At 52.4% G+C, this 16,636-nt stretch carries 15 protein-coding genes; 13 read left to right on the top strand and 2 right to left on the bottom strand.

Annotated elements, in window-relative coordinates; all coding sequences use genetic code 11:
- Positions 1 to 184 precede the first annotated feature (184 nt).
- Positions 185 to 1,435, bottom strand: coding sequence for an NADP-dependent isocitrate dehydrogenase (icd, locus tag ACOXYR_RS11905; RefSeq protein ID WP_421355216.1), 1,251 nt, complete (start codon positions 1,433 to 1,435; stop codon positions 185 to 187).
- Positions 1,436 to 1,649: 214 nt separating this feature from the next.
- On the opposite strand from icd, the gene rluE reads away from it, so the two are divergent.
- The 9 genes from rluE (at position 1,650) to ACOXYR_RS11950 (ending at position 11,182) form a co-directional block, all read left to right on the top strand.
- Positions 1,650 to 2,300: a 23S rRNA pseudouridine(2457) synthase RluE gene (gene rluE / locus ACOXYR_RS11910; RefSeq protein WP_421355217.1), complete on the top strand. Its 651-nt coding sequence runs from the start codon at positions 1,650 to 1,652 to the stop codon at positions 2,298 to 2,300.
- Positions 2,301 to 2,312: 12 nt separating this feature from the next.
- Entirely contained in the window at positions 2,313 to 2,774 is a 462-nt protein-coding gene (locus ACOXYR_RS11915) for an NUDIX hydrolase (RefSeq protein ID WP_421355218.1), read from the top strand.
- A 53-nt stretch (positions 2,775 to 2,827) separates the two neighbouring features.
- A complete protein-coding gene (gene mnmA, locus ACOXYR_RS11920; protein ID WP_146745460.1) occupies positions 2,828 to 3,934 on the top strand; it encodes a tRNA 2-thiouridine(34) synthase MnmA in 1,107 nt (368 codons plus the stop codon).
- A gap of 81 nt (positions 3,935 to 4,015) precedes the next feature.
- Positions 4,016 to 4,657: a high frequency lysogenization protein HflD gene (gene hflD / locus ACOXYR_RS11925; RefSeq protein WP_108475705.1), complete on the top strand. Its 642-nt coding sequence runs from the start codon at positions 4,016 to 4,018 to the stop codon at positions 4,655 to 4,657.
- A 3-nt stretch (positions 4,658 to 4,660) separates the two neighbouring features.
- The gene (purB, locus tag ACOXYR_RS11930) at positions 4,661 to 6,031 is read left to right on the top strand and encodes an adenylosuccinate lyase (protein WP_108475706.1); all 1,371 of its coding nucleotides are present in this window, start codon (positions 4,661 to 4,663) and stop codon (positions 6,029 to 6,031) included.
- A 183-nt stretch (positions 6,032 to 6,214) separates the two neighbouring features.
- A complete protein-coding gene (locus ACOXYR_RS11935) occupies positions 6,215 to 7,747 on the top strand; it encodes an EAL domain-containing protein (protein WP_189623289.1) in 1,533 nt (510 codons plus the stop codon).
- A gap of 103 nt (positions 7,748 to 7,850) precedes the next feature.
- Positions 7,851 to 8,525, top strand: a complete 675-nt coding sequence (phoP, locus tag ACOXYR_RS11940; protein ID WP_015964830.1) for a two-component system response regulator PhoP — start codon at positions 7,851 to 7,853, stop codon at positions 8,523 to 8,525.
- Positions 8,522 to 9,985 (top strand): two-component system sensor histidine kinase PhoQ, encoded by a 1,464-nt coding sequence (gene phoQ / locus ACOXYR_RS11945; RefSeq protein WP_108475708.1) that lies wholly within the window; start codon positions 8,522 to 8,524, stop codon positions 9,983 to 9,985. The genes phoP and phoQ overlap by 4 nt, the downstream gene beginning before the upstream one ends.
- A gap of 75 nt (positions 9,986 to 10,060) precedes the next feature.
- Positions 10,061 to 11,182, top strand: a complete 1,122-nt coding sequence (locus tag ACOXYR_RS11950) for a ribosomal protein uL16 3-hydroxylase (protein WP_113858616.1) — start codon at positions 10,061 to 10,063, stop codon at positions 11,180 to 11,182.
- Positions 11,183 to 11,241: 59 nt separating this feature from the next.
- On the opposite strand, the gene pepT is transcribed toward ACOXYR_RS11950, so the two are convergent.
- Positions 11,242 to 12,471: a peptidase T gene (pepT, locus tag ACOXYR_RS11955; protein WP_108475710.1), complete on the bottom strand. Its 1,230-nt coding sequence runs from the start codon at positions 12,469 to 12,471 to the stop codon at positions 11,242 to 11,244.
- 266 nt (positions 12,472 to 12,737) lie between these two features.
- On the opposite strand from pepT, the gene potA reads away from it, so the two are divergent.
- From potA to potD, 4 genes are all read left to right on the top strand, one after another.
- Positions 12,738 to 13,874 carry a spermidine/putrescine ABC transporter ATP-binding protein PotA gene (gene potA / locus ACOXYR_RS11960; RefSeq protein WP_421355219.1) on the top strand — a complete coding sequence of 379 codons (1,137 nt, stop codon included), beginning with the start codon at positions 12,738 to 12,740 and terminating at the stop codon, positions 13,872 to 13,874.
- The gene (gene potB / locus ACOXYR_RS11965) at positions 13,858 to 14,715 is read left to right on the top strand and encodes a spermidine/putrescine ABC transporter permease PotB (protein ID WP_108475712.1); all 858 of its coding nucleotides are present in this window, start codon (positions 13,858 to 13,860) and stop codon (positions 14,713 to 14,715) included. The genes potA and potB overlap by 17 nt, the downstream gene beginning before the upstream one ends.
- Positions 14,712 to 15,503 (top strand): spermidine/putrescine ABC transporter permease PotC, encoded by a 792-nt coding sequence (gene potC, locus ACOXYR_RS11970; RefSeq protein ID WP_108475713.1) that lies wholly within the window; start codon positions 14,712 to 14,714, stop codon positions 15,501 to 15,503. Before potB ends, potC begins: the two co-directional genes overlap by 4 nt.
- Positions 15,504 to 15,570: 67 nt before the next feature.
- On the top strand, positions 15,571 to 16,617 hold the full coding sequence (potD, locus tag ACOXYR_RS11975) for a spermidine/putrescine ABC transporter substrate-binding protein PotD (protein ID WP_421355220.1): 1,047 nt from the start codon (positions 15,571 to 15,573) through the stop codon (positions 16,615 to 16,617).
- The last annotated feature ends 19 nt before the right edge of the window (positions 16,618 to 16,636 follow it).

Consider the following 16,636-nt stretch of genomic DNA (forward strand, 5'->3'; position numbering starts at 1 on the left):
ACAAAGAAAAGTATTAATAACAAACCCCTTTTGTGAATCAATTCACAAATTAGGATTCTCCCCGCCTGACGAGAAGAAATATAAAGAAGCCTGACTTTTAGGCCATTGAAATAAATTTGCTTTGGGCAATAAAATACGTGAAAAGGAGCCTTTCGGCCCCTTTTGCTTTCTCAGAAAGCTAACATTACATATTCGCGATAATCGCGTCACCAAACTCTGAACATTTCAGCAGTTTAGCGCCTTCCATCAAACGTTCAAAGTCATAGGTCACGGTCTTGTTAGCAATCGCGCCTTCCATGCCTTTAACAATCAGGTCAGCCGCTTCGAACCATTCCATATGACGCAGCATCATTTCTGCGGACAGAATAATGGAGCCTGGGTTGACTTTATCCAGGCCTGCGTATTTCGGTGCAGTACCGTGGGTTGCTTCGAACAGAGCGCATTCGTCGCCGATGTTCGCGCCCGGAGCAATACCGATACCGCCAACCTGCGCTGCCAGGGCGTCAGAAATGTAGTCACCGTTCAGGTTCATACAGGCAATCACGTCGTACTCAGCCGGACGCAGCAGGATCTGCTGCAGGAAAGCATCCGCGATAACGTCTTTCACAACGATCTCTTTACCCGTTTTCGGGTTTTTGATTTTCAGCCACGGGCCGCCGTCGATCAGTTCGCCACCGAACTCTTCGCGAGCCAACTGGTAACCCCAGTCTTTGAACGCCCCTTCGGTGAACTTCATGATGTTGCCTTTGTGAACCAGAGTCACAGAGTCACGGTCGTTGGCAATTGCGTATTCGATAGCGGCGCGAACCAGGCGTTTGGTGCCTTCTTCGGAGCACGGCTTGATACCGATGCCGCAATGTTCCGGGAAGCGAATTTTCTTCACGCCCATCTCTTCGCGCAGGAATTTAATCACTTTTTCTGCATCAGCAGAGTCCGCTTTCCACTCGATGCCCGCGTAGATATCTTCTGAGTTTTCACGGAAGATAACCATATCGGTCAGTTCAGGGTGTTTAACCGGGCTTGGGGTGCCCTGGTAGTAACGCACCGGGCGCAGGCAAACGTAGAGGTCCAGTTCCTGACGCAGGGCAACGTTCAGAGAACGGATACCGCCGCCAACTGGTGTGGTCAACGGGCCTTTGATGGCAACGCGATATTCGCGAACCAGATCCAGCGTTTCAGCTGGCAGCCAGACATCCTGGCCATAAACCTGAGTGGATTTCTCGCCGGTGTAGATTTCCATCCAGGAAATTTTACGCTCACCTTTGTAGGCTTTCTCAACTGCGGCATTCACAACTTTGATCATCGGTGGGGTTACATCAACACCGATGCCGTCGCCTTCAATGAATGGGATAATCGGATTGTGCGGCACATTCAGCTTGCCGTCTTTCAGGGTGATTTTTTGACCTTCTGCCGGAACAACTACTTTGCTTTCCATTCACCTCTCCTTCGAGCGCTTCTGGTGTGCTCGTCATCCTTTACGCCACAGGTTCTCGCTGTTTACTACATGCCGGTTAAACCCCGGGAATGCACTGTCTTACCGCCTTCCTGCAACACAAAGAGTTAGAGCATTTTTGTTAATGATTTGTAATGATCGTGTCAATACTACCTTATTGTTCGGCGCCATGAAAGACACTCGTTATTAGGCTATAATGCGCGAATACATAACATCTGAAAATACCATGCAGAAAACTTCTTTTAGAAATCACCCGGTTAAGCGATTCAGCTCAAAACAAGCTGCCAAACAACGCAAAGATAACCCGCCAAAACGCGTAGTTTTGTTCAATAAACCCTACGATGTTTTGCCACAATTTACTGACGAAGCAGGCCGCAGCACGCTGAAAGATTTTATTCCGGTGCAGGGCGTTTACGCCGCCGGACGTCTCGATCGCGATAGCGAAGGCCTTTTAGTGCTCACCAACGACGGCGTGCTGCAGGCGCGGTTGACGCAACCGGGCAAGCGCACCGGAAAAATTTACTATGTGCAGGTTGAAGGTGAACCGAGCGAGGCATCGCTGGTAGCTCTACGAACCGGCGTGACGCTCAACGATGGCCCAACATTGCCCGCAGGCATTGAAGTGGTCAATGAACCCGAATGGCTGTGGCCGCGTAATCCGCCGATTCGCGAGCGTAAATCAATCCCCACCACCTGGCTGAAAATCACGCTGTACGAAGGCCGCAACCGTCAGGTACGCCGCATGACGGCTCATGTCGGCCACCCTACGTTGCGTCTGATTCGCTACGCGATGGGTGATTATCGTTTGGATGGGCTGGCAAACGGCGAATGGCGTGACGCCGAATAAAAAGGAGAGAACATGTTCAAACCTCATGTGACAGTCGCGTGCATTGTGCATGCTAAAGAGAAATTTCTGGTTGTTGAAGAGTCCATCAACGGTAAAGCATTATGGAATCAACCCGCGGGACACCTTGAAGCTGATGAAACATTAGTCCAGGCCGCTGAGCGTGAACTGTGGGAAGAAACCGGGATTCGCGCCACGCCGCAGCACTTTATCCGTATGCACCAGTGGATAGCGCCCGATAAAACGCCGTTCCTGCGTTTTTTGTTTCTGATTGAGCTGGAGGATATTTGTCCGACCGAACCGCACGACAGTGACATTGATCGCTGCCTGTGGGTCAGTGCTGAGGAAATTCTTAGTGCCCCTCACCTGCGTTCAAAGCTGGTCGCGGAAAGCATTCACGCCTACCAGAGCGGCGAGCGTTATCCTCTCTCGCTTATCGGCGCATTTAACTGGCCGTTTACAGAGGGTGTCAAGTAAGGGGCTGCGTGCTAGAATATGCCGCCTTGAAGTTCAATGTCGTGAGTATTCCAATGTCAGAAAGCCAGAAAAAAGTGATCGTCGGCATGTCCGGCGGTGTTGATTCCTCCGTCTCAGCCTACCTGTTGCAACAACAAGGTTATAAGGTTGAGGGCCTGTTCATGAAGAACTGGGAGGAAGACGACGGCGAGGAATATTGTACTGCCGCCGCCGACCTTGCCGATGCGCAAGCGGTCTGCGATAAGCTCGGCATTGAGCTGCACACCGTTAACTTTGCTGCTGAATACTGGGACAACGTTTTTGAACTCTTCCTGGAAGAGTACAAAGCGGGCCGCACGCCAAATCCGGATATCCTGTGCAACAAAGAGATCAAATTCAAAGCCTTCCTTGAATTCGCCGCAGAAGATTTAGGTGCTGATTACATCGCCACCGGCCACTATGTGCGCCGTAAAGATGTGGACGGCAAAAGCCAACTGCTGCGCGGGCTGGACGGCAATAAAGATCAGAGCTACTTCCTTTACACACTCGGCCACGAACAGATTGCCCAAAGCCTCTTCCCGGTTGGCGAGCTGGAAAAACCGCAGGTGCGTAAAATCGCTGAAGAGCTGGATCTCATCACCGCGAAGAAAAAAGACTCTACCGGTATTTGTTTCATCGGTGAGCGTAAATTCCGTGAGTTCTTAGGTCGCTACCTCCCCGCTCAGCCGGGTAAAATCGTCACGGTTGATGGCGAAGAGATTGGCGAACACCAGGGGTTGATGTATCACACCCTGGGCCAGCGTAAAGGCCTTGGCATTGGCGGAACCAAAGAAGGGACAGAAGATCCGTGGTACGTTGTCGATAAAGATGTCGAAAACAATATTTTGGTCGTAGCCCAGGGCCACGATCATCCACGCCTGATGTCAGTGGGATTAATTGCCCAGCAACTGCATTGGGTCGATCGCGAACCGGTTAAGGGTACGTTCCGCTGTACGGTCAAAACACGTTACCGCCAAACGGATATTCCCTGCACCGTCACTGCACTGGATGAAGAGCGCATTGAAGTGCGTTTTGATGAGCCCGTTGCCGCAGTCACGCCGGGCCAGTCCGCTGTGTTCTACAACGGCGAAGTATGCCTGGGCGGCGGCGTGATCGAACAGCGCATCCCGCTGCCGGCATAATAAACAGCAGTCGTCTCCCCAACGCCGGGGCACCAGACGCCCTGGCCGCGCTTAAGCGCGGGGAATCAACAAGGAGTTAGCGTGGCGAAGAACTATTACGACATCACTCTGGCGCTGGCGGGTATCTGCCAGTCCGCCAGCCTGGTGCAACAATTGGCCCATCAGGGTCACTGCGATGGCGACGCGCTGCACGTGTCGCTGAACAGCGTTATCGATCTGAACCCGGATTCTACCCTCGGCGTATTCGGTGGCAGTGAAGCGAATCTTCGTCTCGGTCTGGAAACACTGTTAGGCGTGCTGAATGCCAGCAGCCGTCAGGGACTCAATGCCGAGCTCACCCGCTATACTCTGAGTTTAATGGTGCTCGAGCGTAAACTGGCCTCCGCGAAAGGCGCGATGGATACGCTCGGCAACCGCATCGCTGGCCTGCAGCGCCAGCTTGACCACTTTGATTTACAGTCTGAGACCCTGCTGAGCGCGATGGCCGGCATTTATGTTGATGTGATCAGCCCGCTTGGCCCGCGTATTCAGGTTACCGGCTCCCCTGCCGTACTGCAAAGCCCGCAGGTGCAGGCGAAAGTCCGCGCCTCGTTGCTGGCGGGCATTCGCTCTGCCGTGCTCTGGCACCAGGTTGGTGGTGGACGCCTGCAGCTCATGTTTTCCCGTAATCGCCTGACCACTCAGGCCAAACAAATTCTTGCTCATTTAACCCCGGAGTTATGATCTATGGAATTATCCTCACTGACCGCCGTTTCCCCTGTCGACGGCCGCTACGGCGATAAAGTCAGCGCGCTGCGCGGCATTTTCAGCGAATTCGGTTTGCTGAAATTCCGTGTGCAAGTTGAAGTGCGCTGGCTGCAAAAGCTGGCCGCACAGGCAGCGATCAAGGAAGTTCCTGCTTTTGCCGCAGACGCAAACGGTTTCCTCGATAAAATCGTTGCAGACTTCAATGAAGACGATGCCGCGCGCATCAAAACCATTGAGCGCACCACTAACCATGACGTGAAAGCGGTTGAGTATTTCCTGAAAGAAAAAGTGGCGGATGTCCCAGAACTGCATGCGGTTTCTGAGTTCATTCACTTCGCCTGTACCTCTGAAGACATCAACAACTTGTCTCACGCGCTGATGTTAAAAACGGCGCGCGATGAAGTGATCCTGCCCTACTGGCGCAAGCTTATCGACAGCATTAAAGACTTAGCGGTGCAGTATCGTGATATTCCGCTGCTGTCGCGCACTCACGGCCAGCCGGCGACACCGTCCACCATCGGTAAAGAGATGGCCAACGTGGCCTACCGCATGGAGCGTCAGTATCGCCAGCTTAACCAGGTCGAGATTCTGGGTAAAATCAATGGTGCAGTCGGTAACTATAACGCCCACATTGTGGCGTATCCGGAAGTTGACTGGCATCAGTTCAGCGAAGAGTTCGTGACGTCTCTGGGCATTCAGTGGAACCCGTACACCACGCAGATTGAACCGCACGACTACATCGCCGAACTGTTTGACTGCATGGCGCGCTTTAACACCATCCTTATCGATTTCGATCGTGATGTGTGGGGCTACATCGCCCTGAACCACTTCAAGCAGAAAACCATCGCCGGTGAAATTGGTTCTTCCACCATGCCGCACAAAGTTAATCCGATTGACTTCGAAAACTCCGAAGGCAATTTGGGCCTGTCAAACGCCGTGCTTCAGCACCTGGCGAGCAAACTGCCTGTCTCCCGCTGGCAGCGTGACCTGACGGATTCCACCGTGCTACGTAACCTGGGTGTCGGTATTGGTTATGCGCTGATTGCTTACCAATCAACCCTGAAAGGTGTAAGTAAACTGGAAGTAAACCGTGACCGTCTGCTGGACGAACTGGATCACAACTGGGAAGTGCTTGCGGAGCCGATTCAAACGGTAATGCGTCGTTACGGTATTGAAAAACCGTACGAAAAATTGAAAGAGCTGACGCGCGGTAAGCGCGTTGATGCCGAAGGTATGAAACAGTTTATCGACGGTCTGGCCCTGCCGGAAGACGAAAAAGTTCGCCTGAAAGCAATGACGCCAGCGAATTATATTGGCCGCGCGATTCAGATGGTTGATGATCTGAAATAATATATGCCCCTCCTTCCAATCGGGAGGAGGGTTTCTCGCCAAATCGAGTTCTCTGAATATCTTATTTTTTTCACCGCTAATATCCTACCCACGTCATCTATACTTCCACCACTGGCGGGAGCGTTAATGAATCAGTAAGACACTCCTGTATTTGGGGCGCGTTTTTCTCATCAGAGAATCACTATGTACAGAGTCATTCTTCCTTTTGTTGCTGCATTGCTCTTCTTCCTGAGCGGATCGTTCATTCTGAATTTACAAATTTGGTATTCCAACAAGAGTGAATATGTCGCGGCGGCCCAGTACGCGCTGAAAAATATCGATCAAATTCTGGAAGAGGCCAGCCAGGCTACGCAAACTGGATTGGCTGTAGCGCGCGCGCAATGCTCGCTGGAAGAACAATACCGACTTGCTACCGTCGCCACCCTCAAACCACACCTGAGAACAATTTTGCTCTTAAAGGAGGGTAAGATCTGGTGTACTTCTCTGCCGGGAAATCGTTTACTGCTCACCAACGTCACTGATTTGCCTGATAGCCCGCTCTTCCTTACCGCTTCCGGGCAAAACATTCACGACACCGCGTCAATGGTGTATCAAACCCGTACAGCAGACGTCACTATTCTGGTTACCGTAAGTGATTCACAGTTACGTACCGCTCTGTTTACCTCGCAACAAAATGTCGATCCACAATTAGTGATTGGGCCGAATGCGCTCGGACTCAGGGGCGACGTTCGGACATTTCACCCCGGCGGAACGGATACGGCGTTTATTAGCTCCGCTGCCTATCCTTTCGGGATTCAGTACCAATTGCCACCGTTATTTAGCCTGACGCGTATTTTCCACCAGGGAGGTGGAATGCTGCTCTTTATTTTCTTCATTTCCTGTATTGGTTTCTGGTTATTGAGGAAATATTCAGGCAATGTGGCGACGCCTGCGGATGCCCTAAGACAGGCTATTACCCTGGGGGAGATCGTTCCGTATTACCAACCCGTAGTGGATGGCAGAGACAACTCAATCCGAGGTATCGAAGTCCTCGCCCGCTGGAAACATCCCACCGCGGGGTTCATTTCTCCGGCAACGTTTATCCCGCTTGCGGAAAAAACCGGGTTGATCATCCCCCTGACCCAGTCCCTGATGCGGCAGGTGGTAGAACACATGAATTTAATCAGCACAAAACTTCCTGAAGGGTTTCATATCGGCATTAACGTTAGCGCCGCACATATCAATTCACCGGGGTTCGTTGAGGATTGTCTGAAGTACCAGTCTGGCTTTATTCATCAACATTTGACGCTGGTTCTGGAAGTGACGGAGCGAGAACCGTTATCTGTGGATGAGCAATTACTGAACAAACTTAACAGACTTCATACGCATCATTTTGCTATTGCGCTGGATGATTTTGGCACCGGTTATTCTGGTCTCTCCTATCTTCATGACCTAAAAATTGATTACATCAAAATCGACCAAAGTTTTGTCGGCAGAGTAAATGACGATGAAGACTCCACAAAACTTCTGGATTGCGTGCTTGAGCTGGCGCGTAAGCTTTCGTTAATTATCGTGGCCGAAGGGGTTGAAACACGTACGCAGTTGGACTACCTCAACCGCAACCATATCACGCTGCTGCAAGGCTACTATTTCTATAAACCCGTAAAGTTTGTCGAACTGGTAAAAATATTACTGACGAAGCCAAAAGCCCGAATAGAGCGCTACATGGAACCCTAAATAAGGGAATCAGGATAACGCACCTTTTCCTGCCCGATGTTTAGTTTTAGTATAACCAGGCAGGGTTAAACTATTAGCTTCAATAATGATATGGAGAAAAAACATGCGCGTACTCGTGGTAGAGGATAACGCCCTGTTACGTCACCATCTGAAGGTTCAGCTTCAGGAGCTGGGTCATCAGGTTGATGCAGCGGAAGACGCAAAGGAAGCGGATTACTATTTGGGCGAGCATCTGCCGGATATCGCTATTGTCGACCTCGGTTTGCCGGATGAAGACGGTCTTTCTCTGATACGCCGCTGGCGCAGTCACGATATCTCGTTACCGGTTCTGGTACTGACCGCTCGCGAAGGCTGGCAGGATAAAGTCGAAGTGCTGAGCGCCGGGGCGGATGACTACGTCACCAAACCGTTCCATATTGAAGAAGTGGCTGCGCGCATGCAGGCGCTGATGCGCCGTAACAGCGGTCACGCATCGCAGGTGATCTCCTTGCCGCCGTTCCAGGTGGATCTCTCACGTCGTGAACTGTCGATTAACGATGAAGTGATCAAGCTAACGGCATTCGAATACACCATTATTGAGACGCTAATCCGCAATAACGGTAAAGTCGTCAGTAAAGATTCCCTGATGCTTCAGCTCTACCCTGACGCAGAACTGCGTGAGAGCCACACCATTGATGTACTGATGGGGCGTCTGCGCAAAAAAATTCAGGCGCAATATCCGCATGACGTAATCAACACTGTTCGGGGACAGGGCTATCTGTTCGAACTGCGCGGATGAATAAGTTATTGCGGCATATGCTGCCCCTCTCGCTGCGGGTTCGCTTCTTGCTGGCGACCGCAGCCGTGGTAATGGTGCTTTCTCTTGCTTACGGTATGGTCGCCCTGGTGGGCTACAGCGTCAGCTTCGACAAAACCACTTTTCGTCTGCTGCGCGGCGAAAGCAATCTTTTCTACACCTTTTCCAAATGGGAAGACGGAAAATTAACCGTCGATATGCCCGATAATCTCATCCGTCAAAGCCCGACAATGGCCATTATCTATGACACCAAAGGCAATTTGCTTTGGCAGCAGAAAGATATTCCCTGGCTCAAAAACCGTATTCAGAAGGAGTGGCTTCGCGGAAACGGTTTTCATGAGATTGAAGCGGACATAACCTCTTCCAGCACCTTGCTGACGGACAATCATGAAGCACAGGAACAATTAAGCGAAATACGCAAAGAAGATGATGATTCTGAGATGACGCACTCGGTTGCCGTCAACAGCTACCCGGCTACAAAGATGATGCCCGCGCTGGTGATCGTGGTGATCGATACGATACCTATTGAGCTAAAACGCTCCTATATGGTCTGGAGCTGGTTTATATACGTACTGGCGGCCAATCTCTTGCTGGTCGTTCCCCTGCTCTGGGTGGCGGCGCACTGGAGCCTGCGCCCGCTCGCGGCGCTGACTCGCGAGGTACGCGAGCTTGAAGAGCATAACCGTGAAGCGTTAAACCCGGAAACCACACGTGAGTTGACTGGTCTGGTGCGCAATCTTAATCGCCTGCTGAAAAGCGAACGCGAACGTTATGATAAATATCGCACCACCCTCACCGACCTGACTCACAGTCTGAAAACGCCACTGGCGGTACTGCAAAGTTCACTACGTTCGCTACGCAGTGAAAAAATCAGCGTCAGCGAGGCCGAACCCATCATGCTGGAGCAAATCAGCCGCATCTCCCAGCAGATCGGTTATTACCTCAATCGCGCCAGCATGCGTACCGACAGCACCCTGTTGAGCCGCGAGCTTCACCCGGTCGCGCCGACGCTGGATAGTTTAATTTCCGCGCTGAATAAGGTGTATCAGCGTAAGGGCGTGAGCATTAGCCTCGATATTTCGCCGGAGATCAGCTTTGTCGGCGAGAAAAACGACTTTATGGAAGTCATGGGGAACGTACTGGATAACGCCTGCAAATACTGCCTTGAATTCGTCGAAGTTTCCGCGCACCAGTCTGACAACCAACTGCACGTGATTGTCGAAGATGATGGCCCGGGGATCCCGCAGGGTAAGCGCGATCTGGTGTTCGACCGCGGGCAGCGTGCCGATACGCTCAGGCCCGGTCAGGGCGTCGGGCTCTCCGTGGCGCGTGATATTGTCGAACAGTATGACGGGCAAATCATCACCGCCGACAGCCTGCTGGGAGGCGCAAAAATGGACGTGGTGTTTGGCCGCCAGAACCTGGAACATCACGTCGGCTAAATCCGGGTTGTGCAGCAGGTGTTTCCGCAGATTATGTGTATAATCCGGTGAAACACCTGCTGCGGACATACTCATATGGATTATCACTTAACGCTCAACTGGCCCGACTTTATCGAACGCTACTGGCAGAAACGCCCGGTGGTACTCAAACGTGGGTTCGCCAACTTTGTTGACCCTATTTCGCCGGATGAGCTGGCGGGGCTGGCGATGGAAAATGAGGTCGACAGCCGCCTGGTGAGTCATCTCGACGGGAAATGGCAGGTCAGCCACGGGCCGTTTGAAAGCTACGATCACCTGGATGAAACCAACTGGTCGTTGCTGGTTCAGGCGGTTGATCACTGGCACGAGCCCTCTGCGGCGCTGATGCGTCCCTTCCGCGCACTCCCCGACTGGCGCATTGACGACTTAATGATCTCCTTCTCTGTACCGGGCGGCGGCGTTGGCCCGCATCTCGATCAGTACGACGTCTTCATTATCCAGGGTACGGGCCGCCGTCGCTGGCGCGTGGGCGAGAAGGTGCCGATGAAGCAGCACTGCCCGCACCCTGATTTACTCCAGGTCGATCCTTTCGAAGGCATTATTGATGAAGAGCTGGAGCCTGGCGATATTCTCTACATTCCGCCTGGATTCCCACACGAAGGTTATTCGCTGGAAAACTCGCTGAATTACTCCGTAGGCTTCCGCGCGCCCAGTGGACGTGAATTGTTCAGTGGTTTTGCCGATTACATCCTGCAACGTGAACTAGGCAGCCAGCGCTATACCGATCCGGACGTGCCCGCACGCGAGCATCCGGCGGAGATTCTGCCGCAGGAAGTCGACCGCCTGCGTGACATGATGCAGGGGTTAATGAATCAGCCCGAGCAGTTCCAGCAATGGCTCGGCGAGTTTATCAGTCAGTCACGCCACGAGCTTGACGTGGCGCCACCAGAGCCGCCGTATCAGCCGGATGAAATTTACGACGCACTCCAACAGGGTGATAAACTGGCACGTCTGGGCGGCTTACGCGTACTGAAAATCGGCGACGATGTTTTCGTTAACGGTGAGAAAGTCGACTCGCCTCATCGCCCGGCGCTCAATGCGCTGGCAGGCAATATGGTGCTGGAAAGCGAACATTTCGGTGATGCGCTGGAAGACCCGTCATTCCTTGCCATGCTGGCCGCGCTGGTGAACAGCGGGTACTGGTTTTTTGAGGGATGAGTGAGGCCCCTCCCCCCGGCCCTCTCCCTGTGGGAGAGGGTTAGAGTGAGAGGGGAGACTTACCCGGCCCGCTTCGCCGTCAACTCCGCGATACGCACAATCACCTGCACCGCTTTTTCCATCCCTTCCAGCGTCACAAACTCATGTTTACCATGATAGTTGTAGCCACCGGTGAAGAGGTTCGGGCATGGCAGCCCCATAAAGGAGAGCTGCGCGCCGTCGGTGCCGCCGCGAATCGGTTTGAGATCCGGCTCGATATGGCAATCACGCATCGCCTGCTGCGCGATATCAATGATGTGCGGATGCTCCATCACTTTTTCGCGCATGTTGTAATAGCTGTCTTCAATCACCAGCTCAATGTAGCAGTCCGGATGCAGGCCTTTGCCGACCTTTTTGGCGATCTCCATCATTTTGCGTTTACGCGCTTCAAACTGCTTACGGTCAAAATCGCGAATGATGTAGTGCATCTCTGCACGGTCAACGGAGCCTTTCATCGTGTTGAGATGATAAAAACCTTCGTAACCGTCTGTTTTTTCCGGACTCTCGTCAGCGGGCACTTCTGCGTGAATTCGCGCGGCCAGCGACAGCGCGTTAACCATTACGCCTTTCGCGGTACCTGGATGCACATTATTACCGACAATCTTGATAATCACCGATGCGGCGTTGAAGTTTTCATATTCCAGCTCACCCACGCCGCCGCCATCGACAGTGTACGCCCAGCGGGCGTTAAAGGCTTCCACATCAAAGTGTTTTGCGCCCTTGCCTACTTCTTCGTCCGGCGTAAACGCCACGCGGATGTCACCATGAGGAATGTTTTTCTCTTTCAGTACCGCCAGCGCGGTCATGATTTCCGCGATGCCCGCTTTATCATCTGCGCCGAGCAGCGTTTTACCGTCGGTGGTGATAAGCGTCTGCCCCAGCAGTTGATGCAGCACCGGGAACATCACTGGCGAAAGCACTTCATCGCCGATGCCCAGCGCAATATCACCGCCGCGATAGTTTTCCACGATTTGCGGATTGACGTTTTTACCGCTGAAATCAGGTGCGGTATCGACGTGTGAAATAAAGCCCACTGCCGGAATATCGCCATCGATATTCGCCGGCAACGTGCCCATCACAGTGCCTTTTTCGCTCAGAGTGACATTCACCAGCCCCATTGCTTCAAGCTGTTCTTTGAGCAGATGCAACAGTTTCCACTGCCCCTCTGTACTCGGCACCTGACGCACGCCGGGCTTCGATTGCGTGTCCAGAGAAACATACTGTAAAAAACGCTCAAGTAATTTATCCATGCAGTCACCCTCACTTTTTGTGACAACATTATCAATAAGCGAGAAAACACAAATATTGCGTCAGGTCACTTTTACCCCGGCAAAGCCCATTTTTTTTCGCTAAATCATTTACAGGCTTAAAGATAGCTCATCTGTATGCATAGAGGATTGGCGATTTAACACGATTGCCGTAGAATGCCAGGCCTTAATATGTGTCAGACCTCTATACATTTAATAAAGGTGGTTAACCACAAACCCCGCATCGGTAAGCCATCCGGTGCGTCTGAATGGGACAGAGTAAAAAATTGAATACACAATCGCGTTCGCTTTCACCGCTGGTGCAACTGGCGGGAATTCGCAAAGGCTTCGATGGTAAAACGGTCATCTCCGATCTGAACCTGACCATCAATAACGGCGAGTTCCTTACGCTGCTTGGGCCCTCTGGCTGCGGTAAAACAACCGTCCTTCGTCTTATTGCGGGTCTGGAAAATGTAGACTCAGGGACGATTCATCTGGAAAATCAGGATATTACTAATATCCCGGCTGAAGATCGCCACGTGAACACCGTTTTCCAGAGTTATGCGCTTTTCCCGCACATGTCCGTCTTTGAAAACGTGGCATTTGGCTTGCGCATGCAGAAAACCCCTGCCGATCAAATCCCCCCTCGCGTAACCGATGCGCTGCGTATGGTGCAACTGGAAGATTTCGCTGAGCGTAAGCCGCATCAGCTCTCCGGTGGCCAGCAGCAGCGCGTGGCGATTGCCCGTGCTGTGGTCAATAAACCGAGTTTACTGTTGCTGGACGAATCGCTCTCGGCGCTCGACTACAAACTGCGTAAGCAGATGCAGAACGAACTCAAAGCATTGCAGCGTAAGCTTGGCATCACCTTTGTGTTTGTTACGCACGATCAGGAAGAAGCGCTCACCATGTCCGACCGTATTGTCGTGATGCGCGACGGACGTATTGAGCAGGACGGCACGCCACGTGAAATTTATGAAGAGCCGAAAAACCTGTTCGTCGCCAGTTTCATTGGCGAGATCAATATTTTCGACGCGACCGTCATTGAGCGCCTTGATGAACGGCGGGTACGCGCCAACGTCGAAGGTCGCGAGTGTAATATTGACGTCAATTTCCCGGTCACGCCTGGCCAGAAGCTGAATGTGCTGCTGCGCCCGGAGGATCTGCGCGTGGATGAAATCAACCACAACGATCACATTGAAGGCCTGATTGGCTACGTCCGCGAGCGCAACTATAAGGGCATGACGCTGGAATCGGTCGTCGAGCTGGAAAACGGCAAGATGGTGCTGGTCAGTGAATTCTTTAATGAAGATGACCCGGACTTCGACCATTCGCTCGATCAAAAAATGGCTATCAACTGGGTAGAAAGCTGGGAGGTCGTACTGGCTGATGAAGAACACAAGTAAGTTCCAGAATGTGGTGATTGCCACAATCGTCGGTTGGCTTGTGTTATTTGTCTTTCTGCCCAACCTGATGATCATCGGTACCAGCTTTCTGACCCGTGACGACGCCAGTTTCGTCAAAATGGTCTTTACGCTGGATAACTACGCGCGCCTGCTCGACCCGCTTTACTTCGAGGTGCTGCTGCACTCACTGAATATGGCGCTCATCGCCACGCTGGCCTGCCTGGTGCTGGGTTATCCGTTTGCCTGGTTTCTGGCGAAGCTGCCGCAGAAGGTGCGCCCGCTGCTGCTGTTTCTGCTGATCGTCCCCTTCTGGACGAACTCCTTGATTCGCATCTACGGCCTGAAGATTTTTCTCAGCACCAAAGGCTATCTGAACGAGTTTTTGCTATGGCTGGGCATTATCGATACGCCGATTCGCATCATGTTCACGCCGAGCGCGGTCATCATTGGCCTGGTCTATATCCTGCTGCCGTTTATGGTGATGCCGCTCTACTCCAGCATCGAAAAACTCGATAAACCCCTGCTGGAAGCGGCGAAGGATCTGGGGGCCAATAAACTGCAAACATTCATCCGCATTATCCTTCCGTTGACGATGCCAGGCATTATCGCAGGCTGTCTGCTGGTCATGCTGCCGGCGATGGGGCTGTTCTACGTCTCTGACCTGATGGGTGGCGCGAAAAACCTGCTTATTGGTAACGTTATTAAGAGCCAGTTCCTTAATATTCGCGACTGGCCGTTCGGTGCGGCCACCAGCATTACATTGACCGTAGTGATGGGGCTAATGCTGCTGGTTTACTGGCGCGCCTCGCGTCTGCTGAACAAAAAGGTGGAGCTGGAATGATCGGTAAACTGCTGCGCGGCGGTTTTATGACCGCCATTTACGCTTATCTCTACATCCCAATTATTATTTTGATCGTGAACTCCTTTAACAGCTCGCGTTTCGGGATTAACTGGCAGGGTTTCACCACCAACTGGTATAGCCTGTTGATGAACAATGACAGCCTGCTGCAGGCCGCCCAACACTCGCTAACGATGGCTATTTTCTCGGCCACCTTCGCCACGCTGATTGGTTCGCTGACGGCGGTGGCGCTCTACCGCTACCGTTTTCGCGGCAAACCGTTTGTCAGCGGCATGCTGTTCGTGGTGATGATGTCGCCGGACATCGTGATGGCCATCTCGCTGCTGGTACTGTTTATGCTGCTGGGGATCCAGCTCGGCTTCTGGTCGCTGCTGTTCTCGCATATCACCTTCTGCCTGCCGTTTGTGGTGGTCACCGTCTACTCGCGCCTGAAAGGGTTTGATGTGCGGATGCTGGAAGCGGCGAAAGATTTGGGTGCCAGCGAATTCACCATTCTGCGTAAAATCATTTTACCGCTGGCGATGCCTGCGGTGGCCGCCGGCTGGCTGTTGAGCTTCACGCTCTCGATGGATGATGTGGTGGTTTCGTCGTTTGTGACCGGGCCGGGCTATGAAATTTTACCATTGAAGATTTACTCAATGGTGAAAGTGGGCGTATCGCCGGAAGTGAATGCGCTGGCGACGATTTTACTGGTGCTGTCACTGGTACTGGTGATTGCCAGCCAGCTTATCGCACGCGATAAAACGAAAGGTCTGGCGCGCCAGGCATAATGGGAATTGGCCTGAATTCAGGCCAATCAACACAGCAGCCTTTCGGGGCTCAATCAGGGGACGTTAAATGAAAAAATGGTCACGCCACCTGCTCGCAGCGGGTGCTTTAGCACTGGGAATGAGCGCCGCTCACGCTGATGACACGAAAACCCTCTACTTCTACAACTGGACGGAATATGTGCCGCCGGGGCTGCTAGAACAGTTCACGAAAGAGACGGGCATCAAGGTTATCTATTCGACCTATGAATCGAATGAAGCCATGTACGCCAAACTCAAAACCTATAAAGACGGCGCGTATGACCTGGTGGTGCCTTCCACCTACTACGTCGATAAAATGCGCAAAGAGGGTATGATCCAGAAGATCGATAAGACGAAGTTAACCAACTTCAACAACCTCGATCCGGAAATGCTCAATAAACCGTTCGACCCGAATAATGATTACTCCATTCCGTATATCTGGGGGGCGACCGCTATCGGTGTAAACAGCGACAGTATCGATCCGAAAAGCATCACCAGTTGGGCCGATCTGTGGAAGCCAGAATATAAAAATAGCCTGCTGTTAACCGACGATGCGCGCGAAGTATTCCAGATGGCGCTACGCAAGCTGGGTTATTCAGGCAACACCACCGATCCAAAAGAGATTGAAGCGGCCTATAACGAGCTGAAAAAACTGATGCCAAATGTGGCCGCCTTCAACTCGGATAACCCGGCAAACCCGTATATGGAAGGCGAAGTGAACCTGGGTATGGTGTGGAACGGCTCGGCGTGGGTCGCGCGTCAGAACGGCACGCCGCTGGAGGTCGTCTGGCCGAAAGAAGGTGGAATTTTCTGGATGGATAGCCTCTCTATTCCGGCAAATGCTAAAAACAAAGAAGGTGCGCTGAAGCTCATCAACTTCCTGCTGCGCCCGGAAGTGGCAAAACAGGTGGCGGAAACCATCGGCTACCCAACGCCAAACCTCGCGGCACGTAAGCTGCTGAGCCCAGATGTTGCTAACGATAAATCACTCTATCCTGATGCCGATACCATCAACAAAGGCGAATGGCAGAATGACGTTGGTGCGGCCAGCGCGATTTATGAAGAGTATTATCATAAGTTGAAGGCGGGACGGTAATCCACCACGGTGCCGGAGG

It is taken from the genome of Pseudocitrobacter faecalis, from assembly GCF_965231525.1.
GTDB lineage: Bacteria > Pseudomonadota > Gammaproteobacteria > Enterobacterales > Enterobacteriaceae > Pseudocitrobacter > Pseudocitrobacter faecalis.